The following is a 24,395-nucleotide window of genomic DNA, read 5'->3' as shown; positions in this document are numbered from 1 at the left end:
ACATCGATGTGGGAACGAGGGCCCCACAGGATACCTTGCCGAGAAAAGCGATGCACAGTTGACCATGCACTCAAATTGGGCATGGCCGCGGTTCAAACGATCACATTGTGGAAGCGGTACGCGATCGTGGCCGCGTCAGAACCACAGGCTCAAAAGTCACCGCGTTCATCTTCATCGTCGTCGTCGTCATCGACGTCACGATCCGGGTGCAGCGGATCGTCAGCGTCAAAAAATAGATCGGCCAACCCCAGCGGTACGGCGTCACCGCCCAGGGTTCGGCTTTTCCGCTGGGCCAGGGATTCCAAGTCTGCCGCGTCTTCACCCAGACATTTTTCCAAAGCTTCCCGCCAAGCGGCATCACGTCCGATCGGGTGAGTCGGGTCTTGGGTCAATCGTTTCAGTGCGTATCGCAGCAGGTTGATCCCATCGCGTGGCGAAAAGTCCAACTTCAACTCATGCGACCGCTGCAAAAACTCCACCGTCATCGCCAGCATTTCCGGTTCAGCGAATGGCAGGTGGTATTGCAGGATCGCCATTTCGTCCTGCTTGTTTGGAAACCCGACTTTCAAAGTCGGCTGCAGACGGCTGAGGATGTAATCGGGAATCTCGAACGTCGATTCGTCCTGGTTCATCGTTACCGCAGCACGAAAATCTCGATCGGCGGGAATGGTGATTCCCGCCACGATGGATTCGACATACCGGCGGCTATCGAACAATGGCGCGACCGAGGCCCAGGATTTTTCATTCATCCGGTTGCCTTCATCCAGCACACAAACGCCGCCCAACAGCATGGCCGAAACCAGCGGCGATGCGTGGTATTCGATTTCGCCGCCCCGGCTTAGCACCGGAGTGATCAGCAAATCTTCCGGTCGCGTGTCGGCGGTGCACTGATAAATGAACAGCGGCAACTGCTGTTGATTCGCCGCGGCGATCGCCAACTGCGTCTTGCCGACACCGGGAGAACCGATCAAACGCGGTGTCAGCGGCAGGTCGTTGTCATCCACAACGATCCAGCATGCCAACAGCTGCATCAAAATTTCTTGTTGTCCGATCCACTGTGCCGGCGCGCTGTGGGGCTGTGCCAACTTCAACGTCACGCCATCGATTTCCACGTGGCGATTGTCGGTCATCATCGGCTGTGATTCCGAATGATCCTTCATCATGCCCCCGCCGATGCACGGGTCGTTTGACCGCCAGATCGCTGACCGACCGATCGATCAGACTCGTCCGGCGGTGATGTCGGCGGTGCCGGTGCTTCACCCGCCACGTCATCAGCTTGCACCGGAGATTCACCCAACTTGGACGCCGCACGTTCTTCGTCCACCGCGGCCACCAGTGCAGCGATGTATTCGTGAATCGCATGATCGCTCAGGTGGTCGATCTTCCAACGTGTCAGGCTTTGAACAAACCCCCGCCAACGGTCATGACGTTTCTTCACCATCCCCAGCTCGCCGATTTCGCCATGCCGGTTGATGTAGACCTCGTGACCGTTGTGGCGATACCCCATCCAAGCCGGCGGCACGCGAGTGACGATGTCGTTGTTGTTGACGTACCGATAGTGATCCAAGCTGACATAGTTCACGTATCGTTTGTTGCCGACGCGAGGGCTGCCGAAGGTGTAAAGCTGTTCGGGCATACTGGCGATGTGGGAAAGGTAACAGCGTCCGGCACAAATGGTCGCCATGGCGCCACCGAGACTGTGGCCGCAAAACCACAACGGCTGGTCGTTGCTGATCAGCGCGGCTTCCAACATCGGCCACAGATCGTCGACTTCGCGTTTGAAACCGCGGTGGACCTTGCCCACCGTTTCGGCCAAAACGCTGGCGGCATTGGCATCGGCACGAATGTCATTCCATTCGTTCGGTTCGGTACCGCGGCACGCGATCACGCAGTCGTGTTCGTTTCGGAAACGATACGCCTGGGAACCGTCGTTGTCGTACAGGTTGGATTCGGGGAAACCCGCCATGGACGCGGCGACCGAGGCTTCCTCCGGATCGTTGTACGCGACCATCGAAAGTTCGGCGAACAGCAGCGACCGCTGCAGAAACGTCATTTCACCGATCGGTCCCTTGACGTTGGAATGAATGACGACGGGGACTTCGCCCTTGTCATGAACAATCTTCGTCATCGGTCGCACTTCCTTGAAGGAACCATTTCAGAAACAAAAAAGACCAACGGGATCGTCGGGAAGCAAAACAAAAGCGGGGAAGCCGACGATCCACTTCAAGTTACCGCGAAATTGGTCCACGCAAACCGGCCCGGCTGGAAGGTTTCAAACGCGAACCGTTGGGGGAATCGTCGGTGTCGCGAAATTTTAACACGGCTTCAGCGAATCGATCTGCAGCGTGCTGCTGGTCTGCAGCGGTCCACGGCGTGGGTGACCGCCGTTGACATCGACTTGGATGGTCAAGTGCCGACGCCAATTTTCGTCGTCGCTTTCGGGGTGATCGGTGCGGAAGTGAACACCCCGCGATTCGGTCCGTGCTTGGGCGGCGGCGACCATGCACTGGGCGGTGGTGATCATGTTCTGCAATTCCCAGCCGCCGACCGTATCGAATTGGTGCGCCATCACGTACGCGGCAAACGAATGGATCGAATTGCCTGCTTCACGCAAACCTTCGGCACTTCGTTCGACCCCGACCAAGCGGCCCATCAGACTTTTCAATGACACACGGACATCGGCGACATCGAATTCGGTGGTGCTGTTTTTGACCGCCGACTGGATCCGCTGCGCTAACATCCGGTGGGGCCCTTCGGCAGCCGACCGCGACGCGGCTTCACCGGCATAAGCACCGTACACCAGGCCTTCCAACAAACTGTTGCTGGCCAGTCGGTTGGCCCCGTGCAGCCCCGAACTGGACGCTTCGCCCGCGGCCCACAACCCGGGTAACGACGTGCGTCCCTGGCGATCCACGGTGACGCCACCGATCGCGTAATGAGCGCCGGGACGAACGGGAATGCGATCCTTTGTCAAATCCAAACCGAACCGGGCACAGACATCGGCGATCCCAGGGAATCGTTCGCGGATGCGATCGCCGTCCAAGTGAGACAAATCCAAATAGACACTGGGATGCTGGGTGCGGGCCATTTGTCGGACGATCGACTGACTGACGATATCCCGCGGCGCCAATTCGGCGCGTGAATCGTATTCGGGCATGAAGCGATGCCCTTCGCTGTCGACCAGATAGGCGCCCTCGCCACGCACCGCTTCGGTGATCAGCGACCGCGACGATCCGGCGATGTACAACACCGTGGGGTGAAATTGAACAAATTCCATGTCCCGCAGCTCCACGCCGGCACGGTATGCCAATGCGGTGCCATCACCGGTGGCCACCGGTGGGTTGGTCGATTCGCGATAGACCTGGCCGGAACCGCCGGTGCACAGAATCGTTTCTTTGGCCCAGACCATCATCGGGCGACTGTCTTCGTTCTTTTCGCCACAGCCGACGACCACCGCACCGCGACACTTGCCTTCATAAGTCAACAAGTCCACCGTGAAGGTGTCTTCCAGAATTTCGATGTTCTCCGCATTCCGCGTGCGTTCGATCACCGCACGCATGATTTCGCGTCCGGTCGCATCGCCGTGGGCGTGCAGGATCCGTTGGTAACTGTGACCGCCCTCGCGTCCGAGCGCGATCGCACCTTCAAATTCATCGAATTGGGTTCCCCACCGGATCAATTCTTCGATCCGCTGTGGGCCGTCGCGGACCACCATTTCGACGACTTCGCTGTCGCACAAATTGGCGCCGGCAACCAGCGTGTCGCGGATGTGGGAATTGAAACAGTCTTCGGGGTTAATGACGCTGGCGATTCCGCCTTGGGCGTAGTTGCTGCTGGATTCCCGCAACTGATCCTTGGTGACCACCAAGACCGACTGATTGGGCGACACGGCGTTGGCGGCACGGAGCCCCGCAAGTCCGCCACCGATGATCAAGACATCGGCGAACCGATGCAGCGAACGGCGCGAATCAAAGGGCAGCAAATATCGTGGGGTCATAGTGGTCGCAGGTCTTGATCTGCCGAAACTGGTTGATCGCCATCGAAACGTTGGCGGCGTGTCGACAGCTGTCCGTTATAGCGGATACGCTTGTTTAACATGAGCACACCCCCAGCATCGTCACGGCCTGAGCCGCCAAAAAATTCGCCGCCGGATGCCGCGTCCGCCCCGGCCGACACTGCCGCCGAAGCCCCCCAGCAGGCGGACGATTCGGGACAGCCCGCGATGGATCCCCAAGTCAAAAACATCCAGCCCGGCGGCGGGATTGTGATGTCGATCGAATTGGCCTGGGGCCGTTTACGGCGGGCTTGGTTGCGGAGCTTTTTTCCGGGCTATGTCCGTCGCATGCAGTCACTGCGCCAGGGTGAACGTGGCGACTTGCCTTTCGATCCCGTCGACCCGCGTGACGTGAAGTATTACCGCAACCAGGCAACCTACCACTGGGATCAAGCCGACGATCCCTTCTATTGGCGTGAAAGTCTGCCGTTTGTCCGCGTGGGCCTGGCCGAACTGCTGATCTTGGGCGGCGGCATGTTGCTGTTGGCCGTGGCGGCCGGCTGGTTTTGGTGGCCGCTGGCAATCGGTCCGCTAATCGTGACGGGTTTGATTGTCTGGTTTTTTCGCGATCCCGCGCGTGCGGTCCCCGATGGCCTGGGCACGGTCGTCGCACCGGCCGACGGAAAACTCGTCCAGATCGAACGCGTCGAAGATCCGGAATTGGGCGTTTGCATCCAGTTCGGAATTTTCCTTTCGATTTTCAACGTGCATGCCAACCGCGCGTCATTGCCCGGCAAAGTCGTGGCGATCCAATACCGACCCGGAAAGTTTTTAAACGCATTGCGTCCCGAATCCGCCAAAGAAAACGAGAATTTGGACGTGACCGTCGAATTGGACGCCGGTGAAATTCCCGGTCCGATCGCATCACGCCGGTGCCGTATCCGTCAGATCACCGGCCAGTTCGCACGGCGCATCGTGTGCTGGGTCCGTCCCGGTGACGTTTTAAAGCGTGGCGAAATGTTCGGCATGATTAAGCTGGGGTCGCGGACCGAACTGTTGATCCCCGACGACCCATCGCTCCGTGTCGTCGCCAAGCTGGGACAGAAAATCGCCGCCGGAAATACGGTGTTGGCAAAGTATGAGTGAAATGACACGCGGACTGATCGATGACGCCCAGCGTGAAGACATCGATTCGGACGCCGAAGAATCGCTTGACGACGGGCCTCTGGGCGACGAGACGACCAACCCTCGATCCCGCCGCCGGGACCGACGTCGACGCCAGGCCAAGAAGCGGCGCAAGGTCATGCTGGCCGTGCTGCCCACACTGCTGACCCTGGGCAACGGTGTCTGTGGGCTGGCGGCCATCGCGATTGCCATGAGCACGACGCTGCAGTGGCCGGACGAACAAAAGCTGTTTGCCGCCGGTATGCTGATTTTTGGCGGAATGGTGTTCGACGCGTTGGACGGATCGGCGGCGCGACTGACGGGCCAAGCCAGCCAGTTCGGCGCGGAACTGGACAGCCTCTGTGATGCCATCACCTTCGGCACCGCACCCGCGGTGATCGTTTGGCAGATCAGCGACCGGTTGCCTCAGCGTCTGACCTGGGCCATCGGCGTCTTGTTCACGTTGTGCGTGCTGATTCGGCTGGCCCGATTCAACGTTGAAACGGGCGAAGACGACCCGCACGACGGCTTTGACGGTTTGCCCAGCCCCGCGGCGGCCGGCACCCTGGCCGCGTTTGCCATCGCCATGCCAGACCTAGCCGATTTGCAGACCAAGGAGGCCCTGCCGAACTTCATTCGCACCGCGGCGACGTGGTCACTGGACGCGTCGCACTACGTCATTCCTTGCCTGGCACTGGCATTGGCCTTTCTGATGGTGTCGCGTTTTCAGTACCCGCACGTGGTCCGCCAGTGGATCGGCGGTCATCGTCCGCCACACCAAATCGGCCAAGCGCTGTTTGCGGTCTTTTTGGTCTTCTTATTGCACTGGGTCGCCCTGCCGATGGTGTTTTGTTACTTCGCGTTCGGTGCGCCGATCAAATCGCTGTGGTCACCCGCCACACCCGAAGGTGAATCGGCGCTGGCCGAAGCGGATACGTCGGCGGAGGATACTTTTTAGGCCGGCCGTTCCGGCCGAATCCAGCACATCCCTCGTTGCGGAGCGATTCGTGTAAACGGATCGTAATATTTTCTTCATGATTGACGGGGCAAAGCGGACACTTGCGACACGTAAACCGATACATGCCTGATAGTTAGGACGTTTCCACGGCCAAACCAGCATGACTTGACGCCTCCGGCTGGGCACCAAACAGTGGGCGTCGACAACGAATGTCACGGTACGCGTCCTGCACGACCGAAGGGGCATTCAGAAACGGATACACGGATCGCAACCTATGATCAGCGACATTCAGTCCAAACCGCACCCGAAACGGCCATCGTCCGACTCGCGTGACCGCAAAACGTCCAACAAGCCGGCTTCCAGCCCGTTGTACCACCAGCTGGTCCCGGCCTACGAAGCGCTCTGGCCTGCCGTTTCCAAACGCCGGATCGCGGAGAACATCGCGGCTTTGGACATCGCACCGGCCACCCAAGTACTGGAGGTCGGGGTGGGAACCGGTTTGTCGCTGGACACCTACCCCCACCACATCGAATTGACCGGCGTGGATCTGTCGGTCCCCATGCTGGCCGAAGCCCAGGAACGCATCGACAAGAACGACTGGCAACACATCCGCGTCATGCCGATGAACGCGGAATCGCTGGACTTTGAAGACGACAGCTTCGACTTGGTCACATCGTTCCACACCGTCAGCGTGGTCAATGATCCCCAGGCGATGATGCGAGAGATGGTCCGCGTTTGTCGCCCCGGCGGTCAAATCTTGCTGATCAATCATTTCCGCAGCAAAAACCCGCTGATCGCCGCGGTGGTCGATTCCGCCGGGAACCTGACCAAGCATCTGGGATGGCGAACCGATTTGCGTCTGGATCCCTTGCTGGACCAGTTGCCCATCCGCCTGGAAGACCGCTTCAAGCCCAAGCCCTGGTCGCTGTTCACCGTGCTGCGTGCGACCTGCAAGGTGGATCGAATGGAATCGGCGGTCGATTGCAACGACTGATGCGCCGGCGGGTAGAATGCGGGACCACAGCCTCGGTTTCCTTCCATTCCCCAACCACGCATCAACGACCGCAAATGAACCATCGCCCCTGGCTTTCCGCCGCCGTCTTGGCCGTCCTGGCCTGCGTCCCGATGACCTCCACACAAGCTGATGAACCGGAGCTGTACGAAGTCCGGCACTATATCCTGGGCGAACAAGGCGACGCCCAAGCGTTGGACCAGTACCTTGCCGACGCACTGATCCCGGCACTGCAGCGTCAACAAATCGGCCCGGTCGGCGCATTCGCGTATCCGGATTCTCTGAACCCCAACGACAACAAACGTTTGTCCGATCGGGTGGTGGTTGTTATCCCCTACAAGAACGCGGCCGACATCGCTAAGACGGCCGCCGCGTTGTCCAGCGACTCGCAATACCTGCAGGATGCCGACGCATACCTACAGCGTGCGCATAACGAACCGGCGTTCCAGCGGATTCAAACCGAACTGCTGGTGGCGATGGATTGCATGAAGCAACTCAGTGTGCCCAGCGGCACGCTGGACAATCCCGACCGCGTTTACGAATTGCGTCTTTACGAGAGCGCCAACGAGCGACTGGCCGCCAAAAAGGTGGACATGTTCAACAACGGCGAAGTCCCGATCTTTTTGGATTGCGACATCCAACCGATCTTCATCGGTCAATGCTTGGTAGGACCGCAACAGCCCAGCCTGACGTACTTGACCGTCTATGAAAACGACGCGGCACGCAATGAGGCTTGGAAAGCGTTTCGCGTCCACCCGGACTGGAAAGTCCTGAGTAAGGACAAGCAATACGCCAACACGGTCAGCCGGATCGACAAACTGGTTTTGACACCCAAACCGTATTCACAAATGTGATGATGTGAATCGCAGGTGCAATCTGACGCGGCGGCAAGCGGCAATCAGTACCCGAATCCGCCGCGGAACATGAACGCACTGCGGGGTGAGAAATCGTCCTGCGGATTGAATTTGTAGTTCACCTCGCGATCCCAGACGTAACCAAATTCAATGAAGGCACGTCGGCGGCCCGAGCGGATCAATTCGCTTTGGCCCCATTCAAAGCCGAACATGGCCCGCAGGTCGTTCATTTCAACGTTGTCGCTCGTTCCGTCGGCTCGCTCGATCGTCCAGGCACCTCCGCCGTATTCGCCACCGATGTACCACCAGACGTCCTGCGTTCCGATGGTTCGCCAATAGTGCGCAAATTTCGGTTCGGGGAAAAAGATGTCACAGCGTTTCAGGGGATTGGGTTGCCACAGCAATCCGCCGGCCGGCAACAGCTGAATCGTATTGCGATCCAGATAGTAGATGCCCAGCTTCAGGGTGGACGCCGGCGTCAATCGGAACGACGCCAATCCCTTTCCGCGGATCCGCCATGAATCGCTGTTCATGGTTTCAAAGTCGGTGAAGACGCCCGTACGAATCCCCAATTCGACACCGAACATCTGATTCGGATCCGTCTGCCATCCGAAATCCAAAAATCCGTCATAGGCTTGTCCGGGCAGATCCGGACTGACCGGGCCGCCGGGACTGATCGGTCCATCCCACAGACGCAGCGAAAACGACGGGACGATGTACAACGGGCGTCCGGACGCGATGAAGTTTTGACACGCGAACGCAGCCGAGAAATCAAAAATATTCTGGTTCACGTCTTCGGCACCGCTGCCACGACCGATGTACGTGTAACGCATCCGAGGCCCTTGGAACCGACGGTAAGCGTTGTAGATCATTGGGTCCTGGGCGATCACACTGCCGATCGACGCCCCGCCAAACATGCCGTTGGGGAACAACGTCGACGGCGATCCTTGGGGATAAATGCTGGACGGATAAGCACCCGCACCGCTGGGACCGGGTGCATAGACCGATCCGCCGCCGGTTGGCGGATAGTTGTAGATCGATCCCGTGTAAGGCGCCGCGGTCGTCGCACCGTAAGCATTCGGCAACGCACCACCGGGCGGCGGCAAAGTCGTGCTTCCTGACGAAAGCGTGCCGCCGGGATAGGTAGCCGGCGGGCCCGAGGAAAACATCTGCCCGAACAAACCGCCGTTGGGATACCCCGATCCGCCCGCGACCGGTGGCGGTGTCGTCGGCATTCCCAGCGAAGCACCAGCCGAGCCGCTGGTCGAATACGGATCGAACAGCAATCCACTGCCGTTGGTTCCGCCACTGTATGCGGGTGGTCCGATCGGCGTTAAATCGGTCTGAGGCGAATCTATCGGGGACGGGTACCCACCCTGTCCACTTGCATGATTCGGCCCGGCGACCATGCAAAGCATCGCCATCACCAGCGTGCAGCACCAACGTCCCGGATCTCGGGCCGCCAGTGTTCGGCGATCACGCTGATTCGTGAACTTCATCGCGAAGGTTGCCACGGTCGGTGCATTCAGGACGTTGGGTAAAAAGCAGCGGGGGGGGGGAATCGGCTGGAAAATTCGGCCGTGTCGACTGCCGCTGCGACAGACTTGAACGGAACTACCGATTTTTTGCGAATTCGGTCAAGATGAATGCGTCCCTGGGTCCAACCACAATCCAGCCGCCGCCCATCGACGGATCCACACGGACAGGACAGGCCTGTGCAAAATCCCCGTTTCCAAGAGACACCGTTTTTCTGGGGATGACCGTTTCCACTCTGGCCGCGTCCAACGTTTTCCGCCTCCGTTACTTCGTTCCTAGCCTTTCCACCCAGCTCCTTCCTTTCCAACCCGCCGATCGAACGATGGACGTCCTAGATGTCGACAAACTTGCCGAGTACTTGCACCTGACGCCGGCTCAAGTCAACAAGATGGCCAACCGCGGCAAATTGCCCGGTCGCAAAGTCGGCGGCCAGTGGCAGTTCAACGAAGCGGAAATCCACCATTGGCTGGAGGAACGGATCGGGCTAAGCGACGACGATGAACTGGACAAAGTCGAAGCGTTGCTGGAACGCAACCACGGCGACGCGGGCGATGCCACGTTGTCGCAGCTTTGCCCGCCCAGCAACATCGCAGTCCCGCTACAGGCGCGAACGCGAAGCAGTGTGATCCGGTCCATGTGCGATCTGGCGGCGACATCGGGATACCTGTGGGATGCTGCGGCGATGTCCGAAGCGGTCAAGACACGCGAAGAACTGCATCCCACCGCTCTGGATTGTGGCGTCGCTTTGCTGCACCCGCGTCGTCCCCAAACGTCGATCCTTGCCGAATCGGTCCTAGCCCTGGGCATCTGTTCGGCCGGCATCCCCTTCTCCTCAGGCCGTGGCCAATTGACCGACGTGTTCTTCCTGATTTGCTCTTACAACGACTCGGCTCACCTTCGTATTCTCGCGAAGCTCAGCCGTTTGGTCTCTCAGCCGGACTTCCTTGCTCATCTTCGGTCCGCAACCTCTGCCGATCAGGCTTGGCAATCGATCGTGGATTTTGAAAGCTGATCGGCCGCCGACGCAGTGCATTGCCCAACGCCGTGTCGAAACGAATGAAACGACATCGATGATCCAACCGTCCGCCGCTCGTAAGGAGATTTGTGGCGATGCCTCGTTCAACCACCAACCCCGGCACGCTGCTGTGGATCGGTCCACGCCGTCGTGTGGAAGTCCAACGTCTGTCGACGGTTGCCGAACACGTTTGTCCACAAGTGGCGTATCGTTCCGATTTGCAAGACGCCGTTGATCGTCCGGCGGCATCGGTCCGCCTGGTCATGATCGTCAAATCAAAGTCGGGCGAGATGGACGCGGCCACTCTTTCGACAATCGCGGACGCCTATCCGTCGGCTCAGCGTTGGATCGTCAACACGTCACTGTGCCAAACGGTGCCATCGGCGCGGCGCGACCCGAACACGGTCCCGATGTCTTGGCGGATCGCCGCTGATCGCTTGCAAGAACACTGGACGTCCCAAACACCCGAAACCAGTGCGTTGGCCGCGGACGACGCAACGAATGATACCGGAATTGGACCGAATCGACGCGCCGCCGTTTTGGTGCTGGCCGATTGCTTGACCACGGCTGATCATTGGATGGACTTGGTTGCCGCCGATGGCCACAGCGTTTGCTGGGCCAACAACGTTGAATCCACCTCGGTCCGAAACATCGACCTTTGCCTGTGGGACGACAGCTTGGCGGCCCCCACCGACGTCGCGACCTGGCGTACCCGCATCCGACAGGCCAGCCGGTGCACGCGATCGACTGCTCGCCATGGGTGGATGACGGCAATGGCATCACCGCAGCAAATCCAAGCCGCAAGCGATGCCGGGATCGACACCGTGATTGCAAAGCCGGGCCCCGTCGCGGCGGTCCAGCGTTTGCTGCGGACGATGGTCGGCGTGCCACCAACCCAATCGCATCCACAAACCAGTTCCCGCCGCGCGGCGTGATGCCACAGCCGACCGGATGCGGCTTGGCGACGCGAGTCCTGCAACGGATCAACGACAACGGGTAGGATGGCACCGTCGCGATCCACTATCCATTGACCCGATTGTTACGGCATGTCTGAACCGTCCGATTCGACCGACGCTGCGCGTGCGTCCCATCAAGACAACTTGGGAATCCCAACCGGTTTGCGACCGGTGATCGTCGGTGAAGCTCTGATTGATTCATTTCCCGACGGTCGCAATATCGTCGGCGGCGCCCCACTGAACGTCGCCTGGAACTTGCGTGGATTCGGACGCGATCCCGTCTTCGTCTCAAAAATCGGAAACGACGATCGTGGCGAACTGATTTTCGACAAGCTGAAACAATGGGGCATGAACACCGACGGTGTGGTCCGCAGCGATGACCGGGAAACCGGCATCGTCAAAGTCACATTGACCAACGGCACCCCCGATTACGATTTGGTGTACCCGGTGGCGTATGACTTTATTGACGCCCCGAGCGACATGGCCGTCCGGCCCCCCGATCCCTGTTTGTTGTACCTGGGAACGCTCGCTTGGCGTCGCCCCGAGTCCATGGACATCTTGCGATCGTGGGTCCAGTCGAACGGAACGTACCGCTTCATCGACATCAACATGCGGCCGCCATGGGTGCGTGATGATGTGGTCGACTGCATTGCCAGGGACGCCACGTTTTTCAAGCTGAATGATGAAGAACTTTCATCAATGACGGGTCAGGCGATTGCACCGGAGTCGCCTGAGTTTCATCAACAAGTTTCTGAAGCGGTCGCCCGCCTGCGTGACCGTTGGAATTGTCGGACGTTTTTTGTGACCTGTGGGCCGCACGGCGCATTCGCCGTCTCTCCGGATTCCCGCGTGTTCGTTCCGGCCCCGAAACTGGCCAAGATGGTCGACACGGTGGGTGCGGGCGATGCGTTCGCCGCGGCCACTATTGACGGCCTGTTGTCCGGTCAATCGATGGATGCCTGCTTGAATCAGGCGATCCAATTCGCCGCAAGGATTTGCCAGAACGCCGGCGCGACATCGACCGACGAAGATCTGTACCGACTGGAACGCTATCGCAGTTAGATCCCCATTGGCGACACACGATCGCTTCATCGCCGGCCCTGGGGAGTTGGGCAACGGACGCCGACTGGTCATCCGCCGCGGTTTGATGCATGATCTTGACCGGTCGCCTTCTCGCCAGGGCCACTCCGCCGTCCCATCGGGGTGACGCTGCCAAAGCTTGGCGTCCAGCCCGCGTTAGGGCTGCCGTATCGGACGGCCCATCAATGTCGCACCGGCCCTCGTTCACTCATCTCCTGTATCGATGATCATTCCCGACCCGTCCGTGACACCAGAATCGCTGTTGCCCGCAATCAAACGCATGTGGGAATCGTCCGCCGCGAAACTGGAAAGCCTGGAAAACGATTACGACAAATCTCAGGGTACGCCCGTCTTCACCATCGGCGGTCGGTACACCACACGCGGCTGGACCGAATGGACCGAAGGTTTCGTCTACGGGTCATCTGTACTGCAATACGATGCAACCGACGACGACGCTTTCTTGAAGATCGGCCGCGAAAACACGGTCGATCGAATGGCGACGCATGTCAGTCATGTCGGCGTTCACGACCATGGGTTCAACAACTTATCCACCTACGGGAACTTGCTGCGGCTGTGCCGCGAGAACCGGATCCAAGCCTCGGATTGGGAAATCAGGTTTTATGAACTGGCGTTGAAAACGTCGGCGGCCGTCCAGGCTTCACGTTGGACACAGCTTTCGCCCAGCGAAGGCTATGTCTATTCCTTCAATGGCCCCCATTCGCTGTTCATCGATACCATCCGATCTTGCCGGATTTTGATGGTCGGCCACGCGCTGGGACACGTGTTGATGGGCGAAGGTGACCAACCGATTTCGTTGGCCGGCCGCGCACTGACGCACATCCGAACAACCGACAAATACAATGTCTATCACGGAACCGGTCGCGATCATTACGACGTTCCCGGACGCACCGCGCATGAAGCGGTTTTCAACTTGAACGACGGTTCATTCCGATGCCCCAGTTCCCAACAGGGCTTTTCGGGGTTAACGACGTGGACTCGCGGATTGTCCTGGGCCATGTTGGGGTACGCCGAACAATTGGAATTCGTGCGGGATGTTCTGGCGTCTTCGAACATTGATTCATCGGAATTGCAAAACGCCGAATCCATGATGCTGGATTCGGCTCGCCAGACGTGCGACTTCTATCTGAACAACACTCCCACTTGCGGCATCCCTTATTGGGACACCGGCGCGCCGCAACTTCACCGGCTGGGCGATTACTTGAACCAACCCGCCGACCCGTTCAATCAGTGGGAACCCGTGGACAGTTCGGCGGCCGCCATCGCGGCCCAGGGGCTTCTGCGTTTGGGGGATCTTCTGCAGAAACGCGGCGACCATGATGCCGCCAAGTACCGACAAGCTGGACTTCACGTGACCGCCAATCTGCTGCAGGAACCGTACCTCAGCACCAGCAACGATCATCAAGGGCTGTTGCTGCATAGCATTTATCACCAACCCCGCGGCTGGGACGAAGTCGCCGAAGGCCAATCGATCGCAAACGGCCAATCTTGCATGTGGGGTGATTATCACCTGCGTGAATTGGCCTTGTACGTACAACGCTTGGCCGACGATGCGGTCACCAATTACACGTTTTATGGATGCCTGCCGTCGTGAGCCAGTCGAAAGTCCAAACCCCTCCCAGGGTCGCGTTGATCACCGGCGGCACCCGTGGCATCGGCCTGGGAATCGCCAAAGCTCTTGCCAATGAGGGCTACGCACTAGCGATCAATGGCATGCGTCCGGCCGAACAAGTCGCCGACGTCTTGGATGGGCTGAAGGAACAGTCGCCTGCAGTGCAATATTTTGCCGGTGATATTGCATCAACACAGACACACCAGATGATCACCGACGGCATTGAAGAAGCTTTCGGTGGCATCCATGTCCTGGTCAATAACGCCGGCGTCGCGCCCAAAGAACGCAAGGATTTGTTGGAAGCTGACGAAGAGTCATACGAGTTCGTCATGGGGACCAATTTGAAGGGGCCCTACCTTCTGACCAGTCGTGTCGCCGCTTGGATGGTCCGGCAAAAGTCGAACGACGCCGATTACCAAGGCTGCATCATCAACGTCGGCAGTGTCTCCGCGACCATGGTGTCAACCAATCGCGGCGACTACTGCTTGGCCAAAGCGGGCATGGGAATGATGACACAACTGTTCGCCGCACGAATGGGCGAACACAACATTCCGGTCTTTGAAGTACGCCCCGGTATCACAAAGACGGACATGACGGCGACCGTGACCGATAAGTACGACCGTCTGATCCGTGACGGCATCTGTGTGACGCCGCGGTGGGGATATCCAGAGGACACCGGTCGCGTTGTCGCATCTTTGGCACGCGGCGATTTCGCCTACAGCACCGGACAGGTCATTCATGTCGACGGCGGACTGACGATCCCACGTCTGTAAGTCACCGCGGGCACCCGACGCAAACATCAGCCTCCGCACCATTTAGATTGCCTCACTCCTTCTACGAATCACCATAGGTTTTTGCAGTGGCCACGGTCCCCCAGGATGTCATCGAAAAACACCGTTTGGTTCCCGTGATCGTGCTGCAGGACGCCGGCCATGCCGAGCCGCTGGGCCGGGCATTGGTCAGCGGCGGTCTGCCCATCGCCGAGGTCACCTTCCGCACCGACGCGGCGGCGGAAAGCATTCGACGGATGGCGGAAAATCCCGATTTGTGTGTCGGTGCCGGAACCGTGCTGACGACCGATCAAGTCGACCAAGCACAGGATGCCGGTGCGTCCTTTATCGTTTCGCCGGGTCTGAATCCCAAGGTCGTTCGCCACGCGCTGGATAAAGGCATTCCCGTCTTTCCAGGTGTCAGCAATCCATCGGACATCGAAATGGGATTGGACTTGGGACTGAACACACTGAAGTTCTTTCCCGCTGAAGCGGTGGGCGGCGTCAAACTGCTAAAGGCGGTTTCGGCTCCTTATCATCATGTCCGCTTCATTCCGACCGGTGGCATTTCGCCCGCCAACCTCAAGGACTACCTGCAACTGGCATCCGTGCTGGCGTGTGGTGGCAGCTGGATGGTGCCACGGGACCGTATCACGCAATCCGACTTTGAATCGGTGGAACGATTGGTCGCCGAAGCGGTGACGTTGGCAAACCCAAGCTGAATATGCAGCCCGGACTGTTTTTCCACCCCCACGAGTAACTCCTCCAACTCTTTTCCATTCGCTGAACGATCGACATGAGTATCAATCTTCGTCCCGCTGATCAGTGCCGGTATGACTTGGTATCGCTTGGCGAAGTCATGCTGCGGCTGGATCCCGGTGAGGGACGCATCCATACGACACGGCAATTCCAAGCGTGGGAAGGCGGCGGCGAATACAACGTCGCCCGCGGGTTGCGTCGCTGCTTCGGCTTAAACACGGGGATCGTCACCGCGTTGGCCGACAATCCGATCGGTCGCTTGGTGGAAGACCTCATGCTGACCGGCGGCGTGGACACGCAGTGGGTGCAATGGTTCGACTATGACGGAGTCGGGCGCACCGTCCGCAACGGACTGAATTTCACCGAACGTGGGTTCGGCGTACGTGGTGCCGTTGGCGCGGCCGATCGCGGTAACACGGCGGCAAGCCAGTTGAAACCCGGGGACATCGACTGGGACGACTTGTTCGGCAAACAAGGCGTTCGTTGGTTCCACACCGGCGGCATCTATGCGGCGCTTAGCGAAACCACGCCCGAGGTTGTTTTGGAAGCGGTCCAGTCAGCACACCGCCATGGGACCGTCGTTTCCTATGACCTGAACTACCGCCCATCCTTGTGGCAGGCCATCGGCGGCCACGCCAAATGCCAAGACGTCAACCGTAAGATTGCCCAGCACGTCGACGTGATGATTGGTAATGAAGAAGACTTCACCGCTTGCCTGGGATTCGAAGTCGACGGGGTGGACGAAAACCTTAGCAAGCTGGACGTCACCAATTTCAAAAAGATGATCGAGCGTGCCACCGCCGAATTCCCCAACTTCAAAGCGACCGCGACAACCTTGCGCGGCGTGAAAACAGCATCGATCAACGACTGGAGTGCGATCGTCTGGCACGACGGCCAGTTTCATCAGTCACGACAGTACGAAGATCTGGAAATCTTGGACCGTGTGGGCGGTGGCGACAGCTTTGCCAGCGGCCTGATCTATGGCTTTTTGTCCACCGGCGATGCCGCCGAAGCCGTCCAGTATGGTGCCGCCCACGGGGCACTGGCCATGACGACACCGGGTGACACGTCGATGGCCAGTTTGAAAGAAGTCGAAAAGCTAAAAAGCGGTGGCAGCGCTCGCGTCGTCCGCTAAGCCAACGCGCCGTTACGGATCCGACGAATCTTCGCCAAGTGCCGCCTGATAATCAATTTTCAGCGGCGGCGAGGCTTTGGATTTTTTCTGCAGGAATTCTTGCATCCAGCGTAACATCCGCAGGTTGTAGTCCAGCCGTGCCGCGGCTTTGCGATTACCGTGACCTTCGCCTTCATACATCACCAAACGCACCGGCGCCTGATCCAGCGTCTTCAGATGCCGGAACAATTCCAGCGACTGGGACGGATGGACACGTGGGTCGTTTTTTCCGTGCAAAATCAGCGTCGGCGTTTGGTTCTTTTGCACGTGATAGATGGGGCTGCTCTTTAGGAAGTAATCCCAGTCATCCCATAAACGCTTTCGATGGTGCACCAAGAACATTTCCTCGGGAATATCAGTCGTCCCGACCTTGGAAACATTGTCGCTGATCCCCACAAACATCACGCTAGCGGCGAAGCGATCCGAGTAATACGTCGTGCCCCAGGCCGACGCAAAACCACCGTACGATCCACCGGTGATTCCCACCGCATCGGGTTTCGTGATTCCGATGTCAATCAAATGGTCCACTCCATCGATCAGATCGGAAAACTCTTTTCCGGCCGCATCCGCCTGGCCCATCATCGAGAATTCGACACCGCGACCGGTGCTGCCGCGATAGTTCGGATAAAAAACGGCAAAGCCCATGGCCGCAGCCGTTTGACCGGGCCGTGCATAGCTGGTCAACCACGCGTTGGATTCGTGCGATTCCGGACCACCATGGACGTACATGATCGTCGGATACTGCCGGCCTTCGACATAGTTCAGCGGATACATCAGCACGCCTTCCAGTTCCAAACCGTCGGCGGCGGTCCATCGGATCGGTTCTTGGCGTGCGAAACGCATTTCCGATAGCCACGGATTCGATACCGTCAAACGCTCCGGTGCATCGCCTTGTTTTTCAACGACGAACACATCGGGAGGATGATTGGCGGATTCACCGACAATGACGAAAGACATGCCCTCGGCCGCCTTTGTCATGGCGTCAATGACCAATTCATCGCCGGGTTCGATCCAGTCGGTACGCTGGCCATCGATCGTGACCGTTCCCAAACGCGACGACACACCTTCGGCGGCCGAGTAAACCAGGGTGGTGTCGTCGATCCAGGCGATCGATTCGACGTGCGAATCGTCTTCCGGCATCAGATCGCGAATCGCCGGTTGATCCGCGTCACCCGAAACGACGTCGGCAATCACCAAACGGCCTTCGTGGGGATCATGGATATCCGCGCTGCCGACCAACGCCAAGCTTTTTCCATCGGGGCTCCATGCCACTTGCCCCAACTTTCCGACGTGTTCAATCTCACGAACGATTTGGCCCGATTCCGCATCAACGATGTGAACTTTTTTGGCCATGTAGTGATCGTCGATCAACGGCGTCGGCGCCAGAACCACCGCCAATTCTTTGCCTGACGGGCTGAAGTGGATCTGCGACGCAGACCCAGGCAATTCCAGCGGTTTTGCTTGCGCATCATCCGTGCCGTTCAGGACCTCGTTGACCGAAGGCAACTTGGACAACCACACCAACGTCGCCGATACATCTTCCTCGTAGATTTCTTGATCGAACCCCTGATCACGCAATTTCCGTTCGTCCTCAGGGACGGGTTTGGTGGCCAGGAACGCGATCGATTCTCCGTCGGGAGAAAGGGAATAAGATCCGATTCCCGTCTCGTGCGTTAGCACACGAACCGCTTCACCGCCATCCACGGCGATGCGATACAACGCGCTGTGATCATCGCCCGTTCGTTTGGCGACGAAATAGATCGCCGAACCGTCGTGGCTCCATGACGTTGACGACACGTTGACGTGGCCGGTCACAAACGGACGTGTTTGCCCGTCACGATCGACCACATGTAACTCGGTCCAAGCGGGACCATTGTCGTCGCTCATCGGACGACGTGGCACCGACAATAGGTAAGCCACCTGCGATCCGTCGGGTGACGGTTTCGCATCAGTGACGTAACGCAGCTTTGCGACATCCGCGGGGCTGAAGCGACGCAGTTCGCCAGATTGGGATCCGCGGCCTTCTGACTGGGCCTGCAAGGTACCGGCGGAAAGCACCGGCCATAGGACAAGCCATCCAAAGGCGACCCGCCATCGTTGTTTAGTCATGATTCACTCACACAGGGAAGTCGGACTGAAGGTCAGCAGGACAATCTTAAAGGATTGCCCCTGTCCATTTCAGGACGACGTCCGAACCAGTCAGTGCTTCCCCGTGATCGGCGGTGGCCTCAACGTACGCGCAGAGATCACCGGCGGGCGTTACCCCTACGGTTTCCAGGCTTGTTTGGGGGCGGATTGCCGGCCAAAGTACTTCAACAATTCCTGAACGACTTTCGGGTTTTCCTCCGCAACATTTTTGGTCTCCAGCGGATCGTTTTGATAGTCGTACAACTCCAGATCCACGCCCTGGTCGCCGCCCTTGATCGCGGCCCACTGAACCAAGCGGTATCGGGGCGTCCGAATCGCTCGTCCCAGCCGACCGCTGCGTGGATAGACATGCGTGATGAAGGGGCGGGTCGTTTGTTTGGGATCGCGAACCACGGCGGCAAAGCTGCGACCGTCCAGACCGTCAGGTGCATCGATGCCGGCCAATTCGGCCAACGTGGGATAGATGTCAACGGTTTCGATCAATGATTCCGTGGCCTGTCCCTTGGCGCCTTGGGGTGCCGCCACCACGACGGGGATCCGTGCCGCTTGTTCGTAATTCGTATGCTTGCACCACATGTCGTGATCGCCCAAGTGCCAACCATGATCGCCCCACAGCACAACAACCGTCTGGTCGGCAAGTTGCAGTCGATTCAATTCGTCCAAAACCTTTCCGATCTGCGCATCGATGTAACTGGTCGCGGCATAGTATCCGTGAATCAAATTCCGGGGCATTGCTTTTGGCAGCGGACCTTCGTTGGGCACATCGCTGTAGCTGCGCAGTTCGCCCCATTTGGTCGGCGCATATTCGGGTGCCCCCTGTGGAGCTTGTCGATAGACAGGCATCGGCAGACTTTGGGGATCGTACAAGTCCCAATACTTTTGGGGTGCGATGAAGGGCAGGTGAGGCTTTAGAAAACCGACCGCTAAGAAAAACGGTTGTCCGGGGCTGGATGCCGACTGTTGCAGTCGCCGCACCGCCTCATCGGCGATCTTCCCATCAGAATAGGTATCATCCGGCACATCTGCCGCTTCGGTTGCCGGACCACGCAGACGCCCACGAGAATCCTTCACCCGATTCGCCAAGCTGTCGGGATGCACATACTGGGAACCCTTGGGACGCCACGACGGAACTGTCCAAGTTTGCTTGTCGTCGTGATTGCCGTGTCCGGTGTGATAGATCTTTCCCAAGCCTTGGACTTGATAGCCAAACCTTTGAAAATGCTCGCCCACGGTTACCACATCGGGCGCCGCGTCGCGGAAGTGGGTCGACAGGTCGTACACGCCGATCGTTTGTGGAAGCAGGCCTGTCATCAGCGAATTGCGACTGGGCGCACACACCGCTTGGTTGCAATAGGCTGATTGGAAGCTGACGCCGCGTTGTGCCAACGCATCGATGTTCGGTGTCACCGCCACCGGATCACCGAAACAACCGATGTTGGGTTTCAGGTCATCGACGCAAATCATCAATACGTTCTTCGGTGATTCAGCGCCGGCGGTGCCGACCATCAGCGTGATCGCCGCGATCCATCCACAAAGCAGGGCACGAAAAAGACGATGACAACAGACAACATTCATGGGATGGTCCACCAGGCGGGAATTTTGTTGGACGGGGCAGGGGCGGATGGGACGACGACGAGTGTTCCGTTGGTCGTCATCGCCCATCATAGCAGTCCCAACGATATCGAATCGGTAAACGGCCCATCAGGACAACCTGCCGCATAGCGGACAGACCGCTCCAGGACCGTTAGGTTAATAGCGATTGCCGTCGCGACCTGATTGACACCCCATGCGATTAATACCGTCCCACAGATCTCCGATGAAAAAACGCGTCCCTTTGCGATCGATGGCCATGGTTCCGACCGGGATCATGCTGACCTGCTTCCTTTGGCAAGTTTCCGCCGGTGCGCAGGACCGATCGCCGGCACCATCGTCGAACACCAATCGGTTGTTGGTCTTGCAGCCCGATGCCCCCCAAGCTTTTTTCTTTCGACAAACGGAATCGGCTTACCAGACCGGCAAGTATCCCACGTACGAATCCTGGTCTGAACCGTACGGACGCCTGCAAGGCATCATGGGCAAGTGTTTAGAAGAAGAATGCTTGGACCGCGAACCACGAAATGCGCTATTCTTTCGGCGTTTCAAACAACAGCATCCGCGGCAAGCCGTGATGTTGCATTTCAATGGCAATGCCAGGGATCCACGCTATCACACCGAACCGTTCTTTGCCGGTCATTGGATTTATCGACAAGCGGTCGTCATCACCGAAGATGTCCCCGCCGAAAACGGCGTGACAGACATCGCGGTCCAGAGCGTTCGCGATTTTCGAATCGAAACCGGTCGTTACAAGAACCGCAACGATGACATCGCGCTGTTTGGCATGACCGCCGACGGCAAACATGACTGGAACCACTGCGAACAAGTGCAACTGGTATCGGTCAATGCAAAGGAACAAACCATTCGCGTTCGCCGCGGATGCTATGGAACACGACCGCTGGCATTCAAGGCCGGGGCCAGTCGCGCAGCGGCCCATCAAACCGAAGGTCCTTGGGGCCGCAACAATCACCTGATGTGGTACTACAACTACGCCACGCATTGTCCCCGCGATGCGAATGGCAAGACGTGCACCGATCATTTGGTCGATGACTTGGCACGATGGTTCAGCAGCGACGGCATTCTGGCCGAATTCGACGGCATCGAGTTCGATGTTCTGTTCAACAACACGCACGGTGACACCGACGGCGATGGCAACGTGGACGACGGGGTCATCGACGGCGTCAACCGGTACGGCATCGGCGTCGTCCAGTTTGCACAACAGCTGCGTGAACGAATGGGGGATGATTTCTTGATGTTGGCCGATGGTGCACTGGGACCAGGCGGCAGCCGCAGCCAAAGGGCGTTTGGCATCTTCAACGGCATCGAAAGCGAAGGCTGGCCGAATCTGAACGATTGGGAATTCGACGATTGGTCGGGCGGGCTAAACCGGCTGCTGTACTGGCAAGAAAACGCACGGGCTCCGGCTTTCAGTTACGTCAATCACAAGTGGATCCAACCGGTTGCGGGACAGCCTGGCGTCACTCGCCATCCGGATGTCGCTCCGGCCCGTCATCGCCTGGCCATGGCGGCGGCGGTCGCCGCCGACAACGCCGTTTGCTTTTCGATCCGGCCGGCCAATGACCCCGGCGGCAGGCCCGGAATCTGGGATGAATTGCGTGGCGGCGCTCGGGGTGAAGCCGGGTGGCTGGGAAAACCGATCGAACCGATGCGACGTCTCGCCGCTCAGACACCAGACCTCCTGTCAGGTGCCGCATCGATGCCGGCCAACTTGGCGAAGATCATTCAAGGCGACGTTTCCACGCAATGGATCGATGACACCCTGCGAATCACGCCAATGGATCCGGCGGCAACCAGCACCACCTTTCGCATCCCAGGGATTCCCACGTCGGGACCGGACCTAACGGTGCTGGCGACGTTGTCCGCCGATCCGATGCTCGGGTATCTCAAAACGATGGCCCGTTTGGGATCGGTGGGCGTCACCGACGGTCGAGTGCGATCAATGATGCAAGATGACATCGTCACCGGCATGCGTTTGCGAAACCAAACGCGTGATCGATCGCTAGATCCGGCGACGGGCGCAAAGTTTTCGCCCGCACGTGTCAGCATCGCAGAAGAAACGTTCGACGCGTTTTCGGTTCACCCGCCCTACAAAGCCACCAAAGGTGCGACTTTCTGGACCGTCGAAACCGACGTCGAAGCCGATCAATCGCTTTGTTTTGCTTTGGGAATGGGACCGCTTAGCCCGCAACGAAGCGACGGGGTCCGTTTCATTATTGAAGCCACGGTGCTTGCCAACGGGCACCGGTCGGTCGCGCGAACGATCTTCGACGAAACCACCAACCAACACGAATGGCTGCACCGGAGCGTGCCTTTGGATGATTTCGCGGGCAACCGAATCCAACTGAAATTCTTGGCCGACTGTGGAATCAACGACAATTCCACGACGGATCATGCATCTTGGGCCAACGTCCGAATCCAGCAATCGAACATGGATTCGTTGCCAAGTCAGCCCGCAAAAAGGGCGAACACTTGGGTCGGCACCCAACCGTTCACCGCCGGCGTTTACACATCGGCGATCGGTAGCCCCGAAGTGGACATTGAATTCCGAATCGAAGGCGGCCAAGCGGTCTTCCTTCATCGGATCAGCGTCCATGCCCACAGCGACGTGCTGTCGCGACGATTCGAAAACGGAATGATCATCGCCAACCCGTCGCCGCGGCCGATGGATTTCGAACTTCCCAGCGACTTGGTCGGGTCGCTTCGCCACATCAAAGGCAGTCCCAAACAGGATCCGAAAACAAACAGCGGTCGTCGCACCGGACCGACCGTTCAGCTGGGTCCTTTGGATGCAGTCTTTTTGGAACGCGTCGACACGACGTCACGCTGATGCCGCGACGATTTGTCGCCCAAGCCAACCTTTGTCGCTTGTCGGCTTGAAAACCGTGGCGTGACAATTGGTCACGCATGCGTTTCGATTGCATCGGTGGCGATGTCGCCAGCTGAACCTGAAACGCAAACTTTGCCCTTGTCAGGGCGTCACCGGCATCCGCCCCGCCTCAATCCTGACATTCGGTACCATGTGCGGCAGGACCGCACACGCTGGAAATTCATCTTGATGCCTTTTACAACTGCGGCATACCACCGCATTGGCTTTACAAGCCCATGCTTGTCGGGAAAATCGATTCGACACCGGTCAGGAAAGCCCCGGCAAAGATGTCAGGTCGCAAGCGTTGTTTGTCCGATAGACAGGGCGTCCACACTTGTGGCAATCTCGACGGCGGCCACACTTTGAATGACCAAAGATTCGCCTTTCACCGTCGTTCACCGCAATTAGGAGTCTTGATGATGCAGCCCGTCAAATCATTGAATCATGTCGGGATCGCCGTTCGTTCGTTGGAAGATCAGAAAGCGTTCTATGAAGGTTCGCTGGGCGCGGAATTTGAAGGCGTCGAAGACGTGCCGAGCCAGAAGGTGAAGGTCGCCTTTTATCGAGTCAACGATGTCCGCCTGGAATTGCTGGAACCCACCGATCCCGAAAGCCCGATCGCGAAGTTCATTGAGAAGCGCGGCGAAGGCTTGCATCACCTTGCCTTCACCGTCGAAGATCTGCCGTCACGGATTGCGGAACTGAAGGACGAAGGCTTGCGAATGATCGACGAAACACCGCGACCAGGCGCCCACCACACACAAATCGCGTTCTTGCATCCCAAGAGCAGTTGCGGCGTCCTGACCGAACTGTGCCAGCCGATGAAGGCTTGATGAAATTCGTTTTCCAACGAATGGTCGATTCC

General features: G+C 58.5%; 19 protein-coding genes. 13 read left to right on the top strand and 6 right to left on the bottom strand.

What is annotated here, in order from left to right:
- Nucleotides 1-149: 149 nt before the first annotated feature.
- The 3 genes from HFP54_RS02720 to nadB all read right to left on the bottom strand — a co-directional run bounded on the left by HFP54_RS02720 (nt 150) and on the right by nadB (nt 3,997).
- The gene (locus HFP54_RS02720) at nt 150-1,133 is read right to left on the bottom strand and encodes an AAA family ATPase (protein WP_235951201.1); all 984 of its coding nucleotides are present in this window, start codon (nt 1,131-1,133) and stop codon (nt 150-152) included.
- A gap of 26 nt (nt 1,134-1,159) precedes the next feature.
- Nucleotides 1,160-2,128: a lipase family protein gene (locus HFP54_RS02715; protein WP_146412308.1), complete on the bottom strand. Its 969-nt coding sequence runs from the start codon at nt 2,126-2,128 to the stop codon at nt 1,160-1,162.
- A 186-nt stretch (nt 2,129-2,314) separates the two neighbouring features.
- Nucleotides 2,315-3,997, bottom strand: coding sequence for an L-aspartate oxidase (gene nadB / locus HFP54_RS02710; protein WP_168563956.1), 1,683 nt, complete (start codon nt 3,995-3,997; stop codon nt 2,315-2,317).
- 99 nt (nt 3,998-4,096) lie between these two features.
- On the opposite strand from nadB, the gene HFP54_RS02705 reads away from it, so the two are divergent.
- The 4 genes from HFP54_RS02705 to HFP54_RS02690 all read left to right on the top strand — a co-directional run bounded on the left by HFP54_RS02705 (nt 4,097) and on the right by HFP54_RS02690 (nt 7,982).
- A complete protein-coding gene (locus tag HFP54_RS02705; protein WP_206035962.1) occupies nt 4,097-5,140 on the top strand; it encodes a phosphatidylserine decarboxylase in 1,044 nt (347 codons plus the stop codon).
- Nucleotide 5,141: 1 nt separating this feature from the next.
- A complete protein-coding gene (gene pssA / locus HFP54_RS02700) occupies nt 5,142-6,116 on the top strand; it encodes a CDP-diacylglycerol--serine O-phosphatidyltransferase (protein ID WP_231604568.1) in 975 nt (324 codons plus the stop codon).
- A 274-nt stretch (nt 6,117-6,390) separates the two neighbouring features.
- Nucleotides 6,391-7,110 carry a class I SAM-dependent methyltransferase gene (locus HFP54_RS02695; RefSeq protein WP_168563955.1) on the top strand — a complete coding sequence of 240 codons (720 nt, stop codon included), beginning with the start codon at nt 6,391-6,393 and terminating at the stop codon, nt 7,108-7,110.
- Between the two features lie 74 nt (nt 7,111-7,184).
- Nucleotides 7,185-7,982: an NIPSNAP family protein gene (locus tag HFP54_RS02690; protein WP_168563954.1), complete on the top strand. Its 798-nt coding sequence runs from the start codon at nt 7,185-7,187 to the stop codon at nt 7,980-7,982.
- 44 nt (nt 7,983-8,026) lie between these two features.
- On the opposite strand, the gene HFP54_RS02685 is transcribed toward HFP54_RS02690, so the two are convergent.
- Nucleotides 8,027-9,481, bottom strand: coding sequence for a hypothetical protein (locus tag HFP54_RS02685; RefSeq protein ID WP_168563953.1), 1,455 nt, complete (start codon nt 9,479-9,481; stop codon nt 8,027-8,029).
- 359 nt (nt 9,482-9,840) lie between these two features.
- On the opposite strand from HFP54_RS02685, the gene HFP54_RS02680 reads away from it, so the two are divergent.
- The 7 genes from HFP54_RS02680 to HFP54_RS02650 all read left to right on the top strand — a co-directional run bounded on the left by HFP54_RS02680 (nt 9,841) and on the right by HFP54_RS02650 (nt 16,863).
- On the top strand, nt 9,841-10,530 hold the full coding sequence (locus HFP54_RS02680; protein ID WP_168563952.1) for a PTS sugar transporter subunit IIA: 690 nt from the start codon (nt 9,841-9,843) through the stop codon (nt 10,528-10,530).
- Between the two features lie 98 nt (nt 10,531-10,628).
- On the top strand, nt 10,629-11,468 hold the full coding sequence (locus HFP54_RS02675) for a response regulator (RefSeq protein WP_168563951.1): 840 nt from the start codon (nt 10,629-10,631) through the stop codon (nt 11,466-11,468).
- 111 nt (nt 11,469-11,579) lie between these two features.
- The gene (locus tag HFP54_RS02670) at nt 11,580-12,551 is read left to right on the top strand and encodes a carbohydrate kinase family protein (RefSeq protein ID WP_168563950.1); all 972 of its coding nucleotides are present in this window, start codon (nt 11,580-11,582) and stop codon (nt 12,549-12,551) included.
- A gap of 241 nt (nt 12,552-12,792) precedes the next feature.
- The gene (locus HFP54_RS02665) at nt 12,793-14,181 is read left to right on the top strand and encodes a glycosyl hydrolase (protein WP_168563949.1); all 1,389 of its coding nucleotides are present in this window, start codon (nt 12,793-12,795) and stop codon (nt 14,179-14,181) included.
- The gene (locus HFP54_RS02660) at nt 14,178-14,972 is read left to right on the top strand and encodes a 3-ketoacyl-ACP reductase (protein ID WP_315853835.1); all 795 of its coding nucleotides are present in this window, start codon (nt 14,178-14,180) and stop codon (nt 14,970-14,972) included. The genes HFP54_RS02665 and HFP54_RS02660 overlap by 4 nt, the downstream gene beginning before the upstream one ends.
- Before the next feature lie 86 nt (nt 14,973-15,058).
- Nucleotides 15,059-15,691, top strand: a complete 633-nt coding sequence (locus HFP54_RS02655; protein WP_168563947.1) for a bifunctional 4-hydroxy-2-oxoglutarate aldolase/2-dehydro-3-deoxy-phosphogluconate aldolase — start codon at nt 15,059-15,061, stop codon at nt 15,689-15,691.
- 74 nt (nt 15,692-15,765) lie between these two features.
- Entirely contained in the window at nt 15,766-16,863 is a 1,098-nt protein-coding gene (locus tag HFP54_RS02650) for a sugar kinase (protein ID WP_146412279.1), read from the top strand.
- A 12-nt stretch (nt 16,864-16,875) separates the two neighbouring features.
- Here HFP54_RS02650 and HFP54_RS02645 read toward each other — a convergent pair whose 3' ends face one another.
- The gene (locus HFP54_RS02645; protein ID WP_168563946.1) at nt 16,876-19,011 is read right to left on the bottom strand and encodes a S9 family peptidase; all 2,136 of its coding nucleotides are present in this window, start codon (nt 19,009-19,011) and stop codon (nt 16,876-16,878) included.
- 156 nt (nt 19,012-19,167) lie between these two features.
- Nucleotides 19,168-20,625, bottom strand: a complete 1,458-nt coding sequence (locus HFP54_RS02640; protein ID WP_168563945.1) for a sulfatase — start codon at nt 20,623-20,625, stop codon at nt 19,168-19,170.
- Nucleotides 20,626-20,866: 241 nt separating this feature from the next.
- On the opposite strand from HFP54_RS02640, the gene HFP54_RS02635 reads away from it, so the two are divergent.
- Both HFP54_RS02635 and mce read left to right on the top strand, forming a co-directional pair.
- Nucleotides 20,867-23,491, top strand: a complete 2,625-nt coding sequence (locus tag HFP54_RS02635) for a hypothetical protein (protein WP_168563944.1) — start codon at nt 20,867-20,869, stop codon at nt 23,489-23,491.
- A gap of 458 nt (nt 23,492-23,949) precedes the next feature.
- A complete protein-coding gene (gene mce / locus HFP54_RS02630; RefSeq protein WP_145305039.1) occupies nt 23,950-24,363 on the top strand; it encodes a methylmalonyl-CoA epimerase in 414 nt (137 codons plus the stop codon).
- Nucleotides 24,364-24,395 lie beyond the last annotated feature (32 nt).

Origin of the sequence: Crateriforma spongiae (assembly GCF_012290005.1) — a bacterium.
Taxonomy (GTDB): domain Bacteria; phylum Planctomycetota; class Planctomycetia; order Pirellulales; family Pirellulaceae; genus Crateriforma; species Crateriforma spongiae.
The sequence above is the reverse complement of the archived record's forward strand: the minus strand, read 5'-3'. Positions and strand labels throughout refer to the sequence as shown.

Bases quoted from the DNA above. Each gene is read 5' to 3' on its own strand.
- HFP54_RS02715 (WP_146412308.1), bottom strand. From the start codon at position 2,128: ATGACGAAGATTGTTCATGACAAGGGCGAAGTCCCCGTCGTCATTCAT.
- HFP54_RS02705 (WP_206035962.1), top strand. From the start codon at position 4,097: ATGAGCACACCCCCAGCATCGTCACGGCCTGAGCCGCCAAAAAATTCG.
- pssA (WP_231604568.1), top strand. From the start codon at position 5,142: ATGACACGCGGACTGATCGATGACGCCCAGCGTGAAGACATCGATTCG.
- HFP54_RS02675 (WP_168563951.1), top strand. From the start codon at position 10,629: ATGCCTCGTTCAACCACCAACCCCGGCACGCTGCTGTGGATCGGTCCA.
- HFP54_RS02670 (WP_168563950.1), top strand. From the start codon at position 11,580: ATGTCTGAACCGTCCGATTCGACCGACGCTGCGCGTGCGTCCCATCAA.
- HFP54_RS02685 (WP_168563953.1), bottom strand. From the start codon at position 9,481: ATGAAGTTCACGAATCAGCGTGATCGCCGAACACTGGCGGCCCGAGAT.
- nadB (WP_168563956.1), bottom strand. From the start codon at position 3,997: ATGACCCCACGATATTTGCTGCCCTTTGATTCGCGCCGTTCGCTGCAT.
- HFP54_RS02665 (WP_168563949.1), top strand. From the start codon at position 12,793: ATGATCATTCCCGACCCGTCCGTGACACCAGAATCGCTGTTGCCCGCA.
- HFP54_RS02650 (WP_146412279.1), top strand. From the start codon at position 15,766: ATGAGTATCAATCTTCGTCCCGCTGATCAGTGCCGGTATGACTTGGTA.
- HFP54_RS02635 (WP_168563944.1), top strand. From the start codon at position 20,867: ATGAAAAAACGCGTCCCTTTGCGATCGATGGCCATGGTTCCGACCGGG.
- HFP54_RS02690 (WP_168563954.1), top strand. From the start codon at position 7,185: ATGAACCATCGCCCCTGGCTTTCCGCCGCCGTCTTGGCCGTCCTGGCC.
- HFP54_RS02720 (WP_235951201.1), bottom strand. From the start codon at position 1,133: ATGATGACCGACAATCGCCACGTGGAAATCGATGGCGTGACGTTGAAG.
- HFP54_RS02680 (WP_168563952.1), top strand. From the start codon at position 9,841: ATGGACGTCCTAGATGTCGACAAACTTGCCGAGTACTTGCACCTGACG.
- HFP54_RS02645 (WP_168563946.1), bottom strand. From the start codon at position 19,011: ATGACTAAACAACGATGGCGGGTCGCCTTTGGATGGCTTGTCCTATGG.
- mce (WP_145305039.1), top strand. From the start codon at position 23,950: ATGCAGCCCGTCAAATCATTGAATCATGTCGGGATCGCCGTTCGTTCG.
- HFP54_RS02695 (WP_168563955.1), top strand. From the start codon at position 6,391: ATGATCAGCGACATTCAGTCCAAACCGCACCCGAAACGGCCATCGTCC.
- HFP54_RS02640 (WP_168563945.1), bottom strand. From the start codon at position 20,625: ATGAATGTTGTCTGTTGTCATCGTCTTTTTCGTGCCCTGCTTTGTGGA.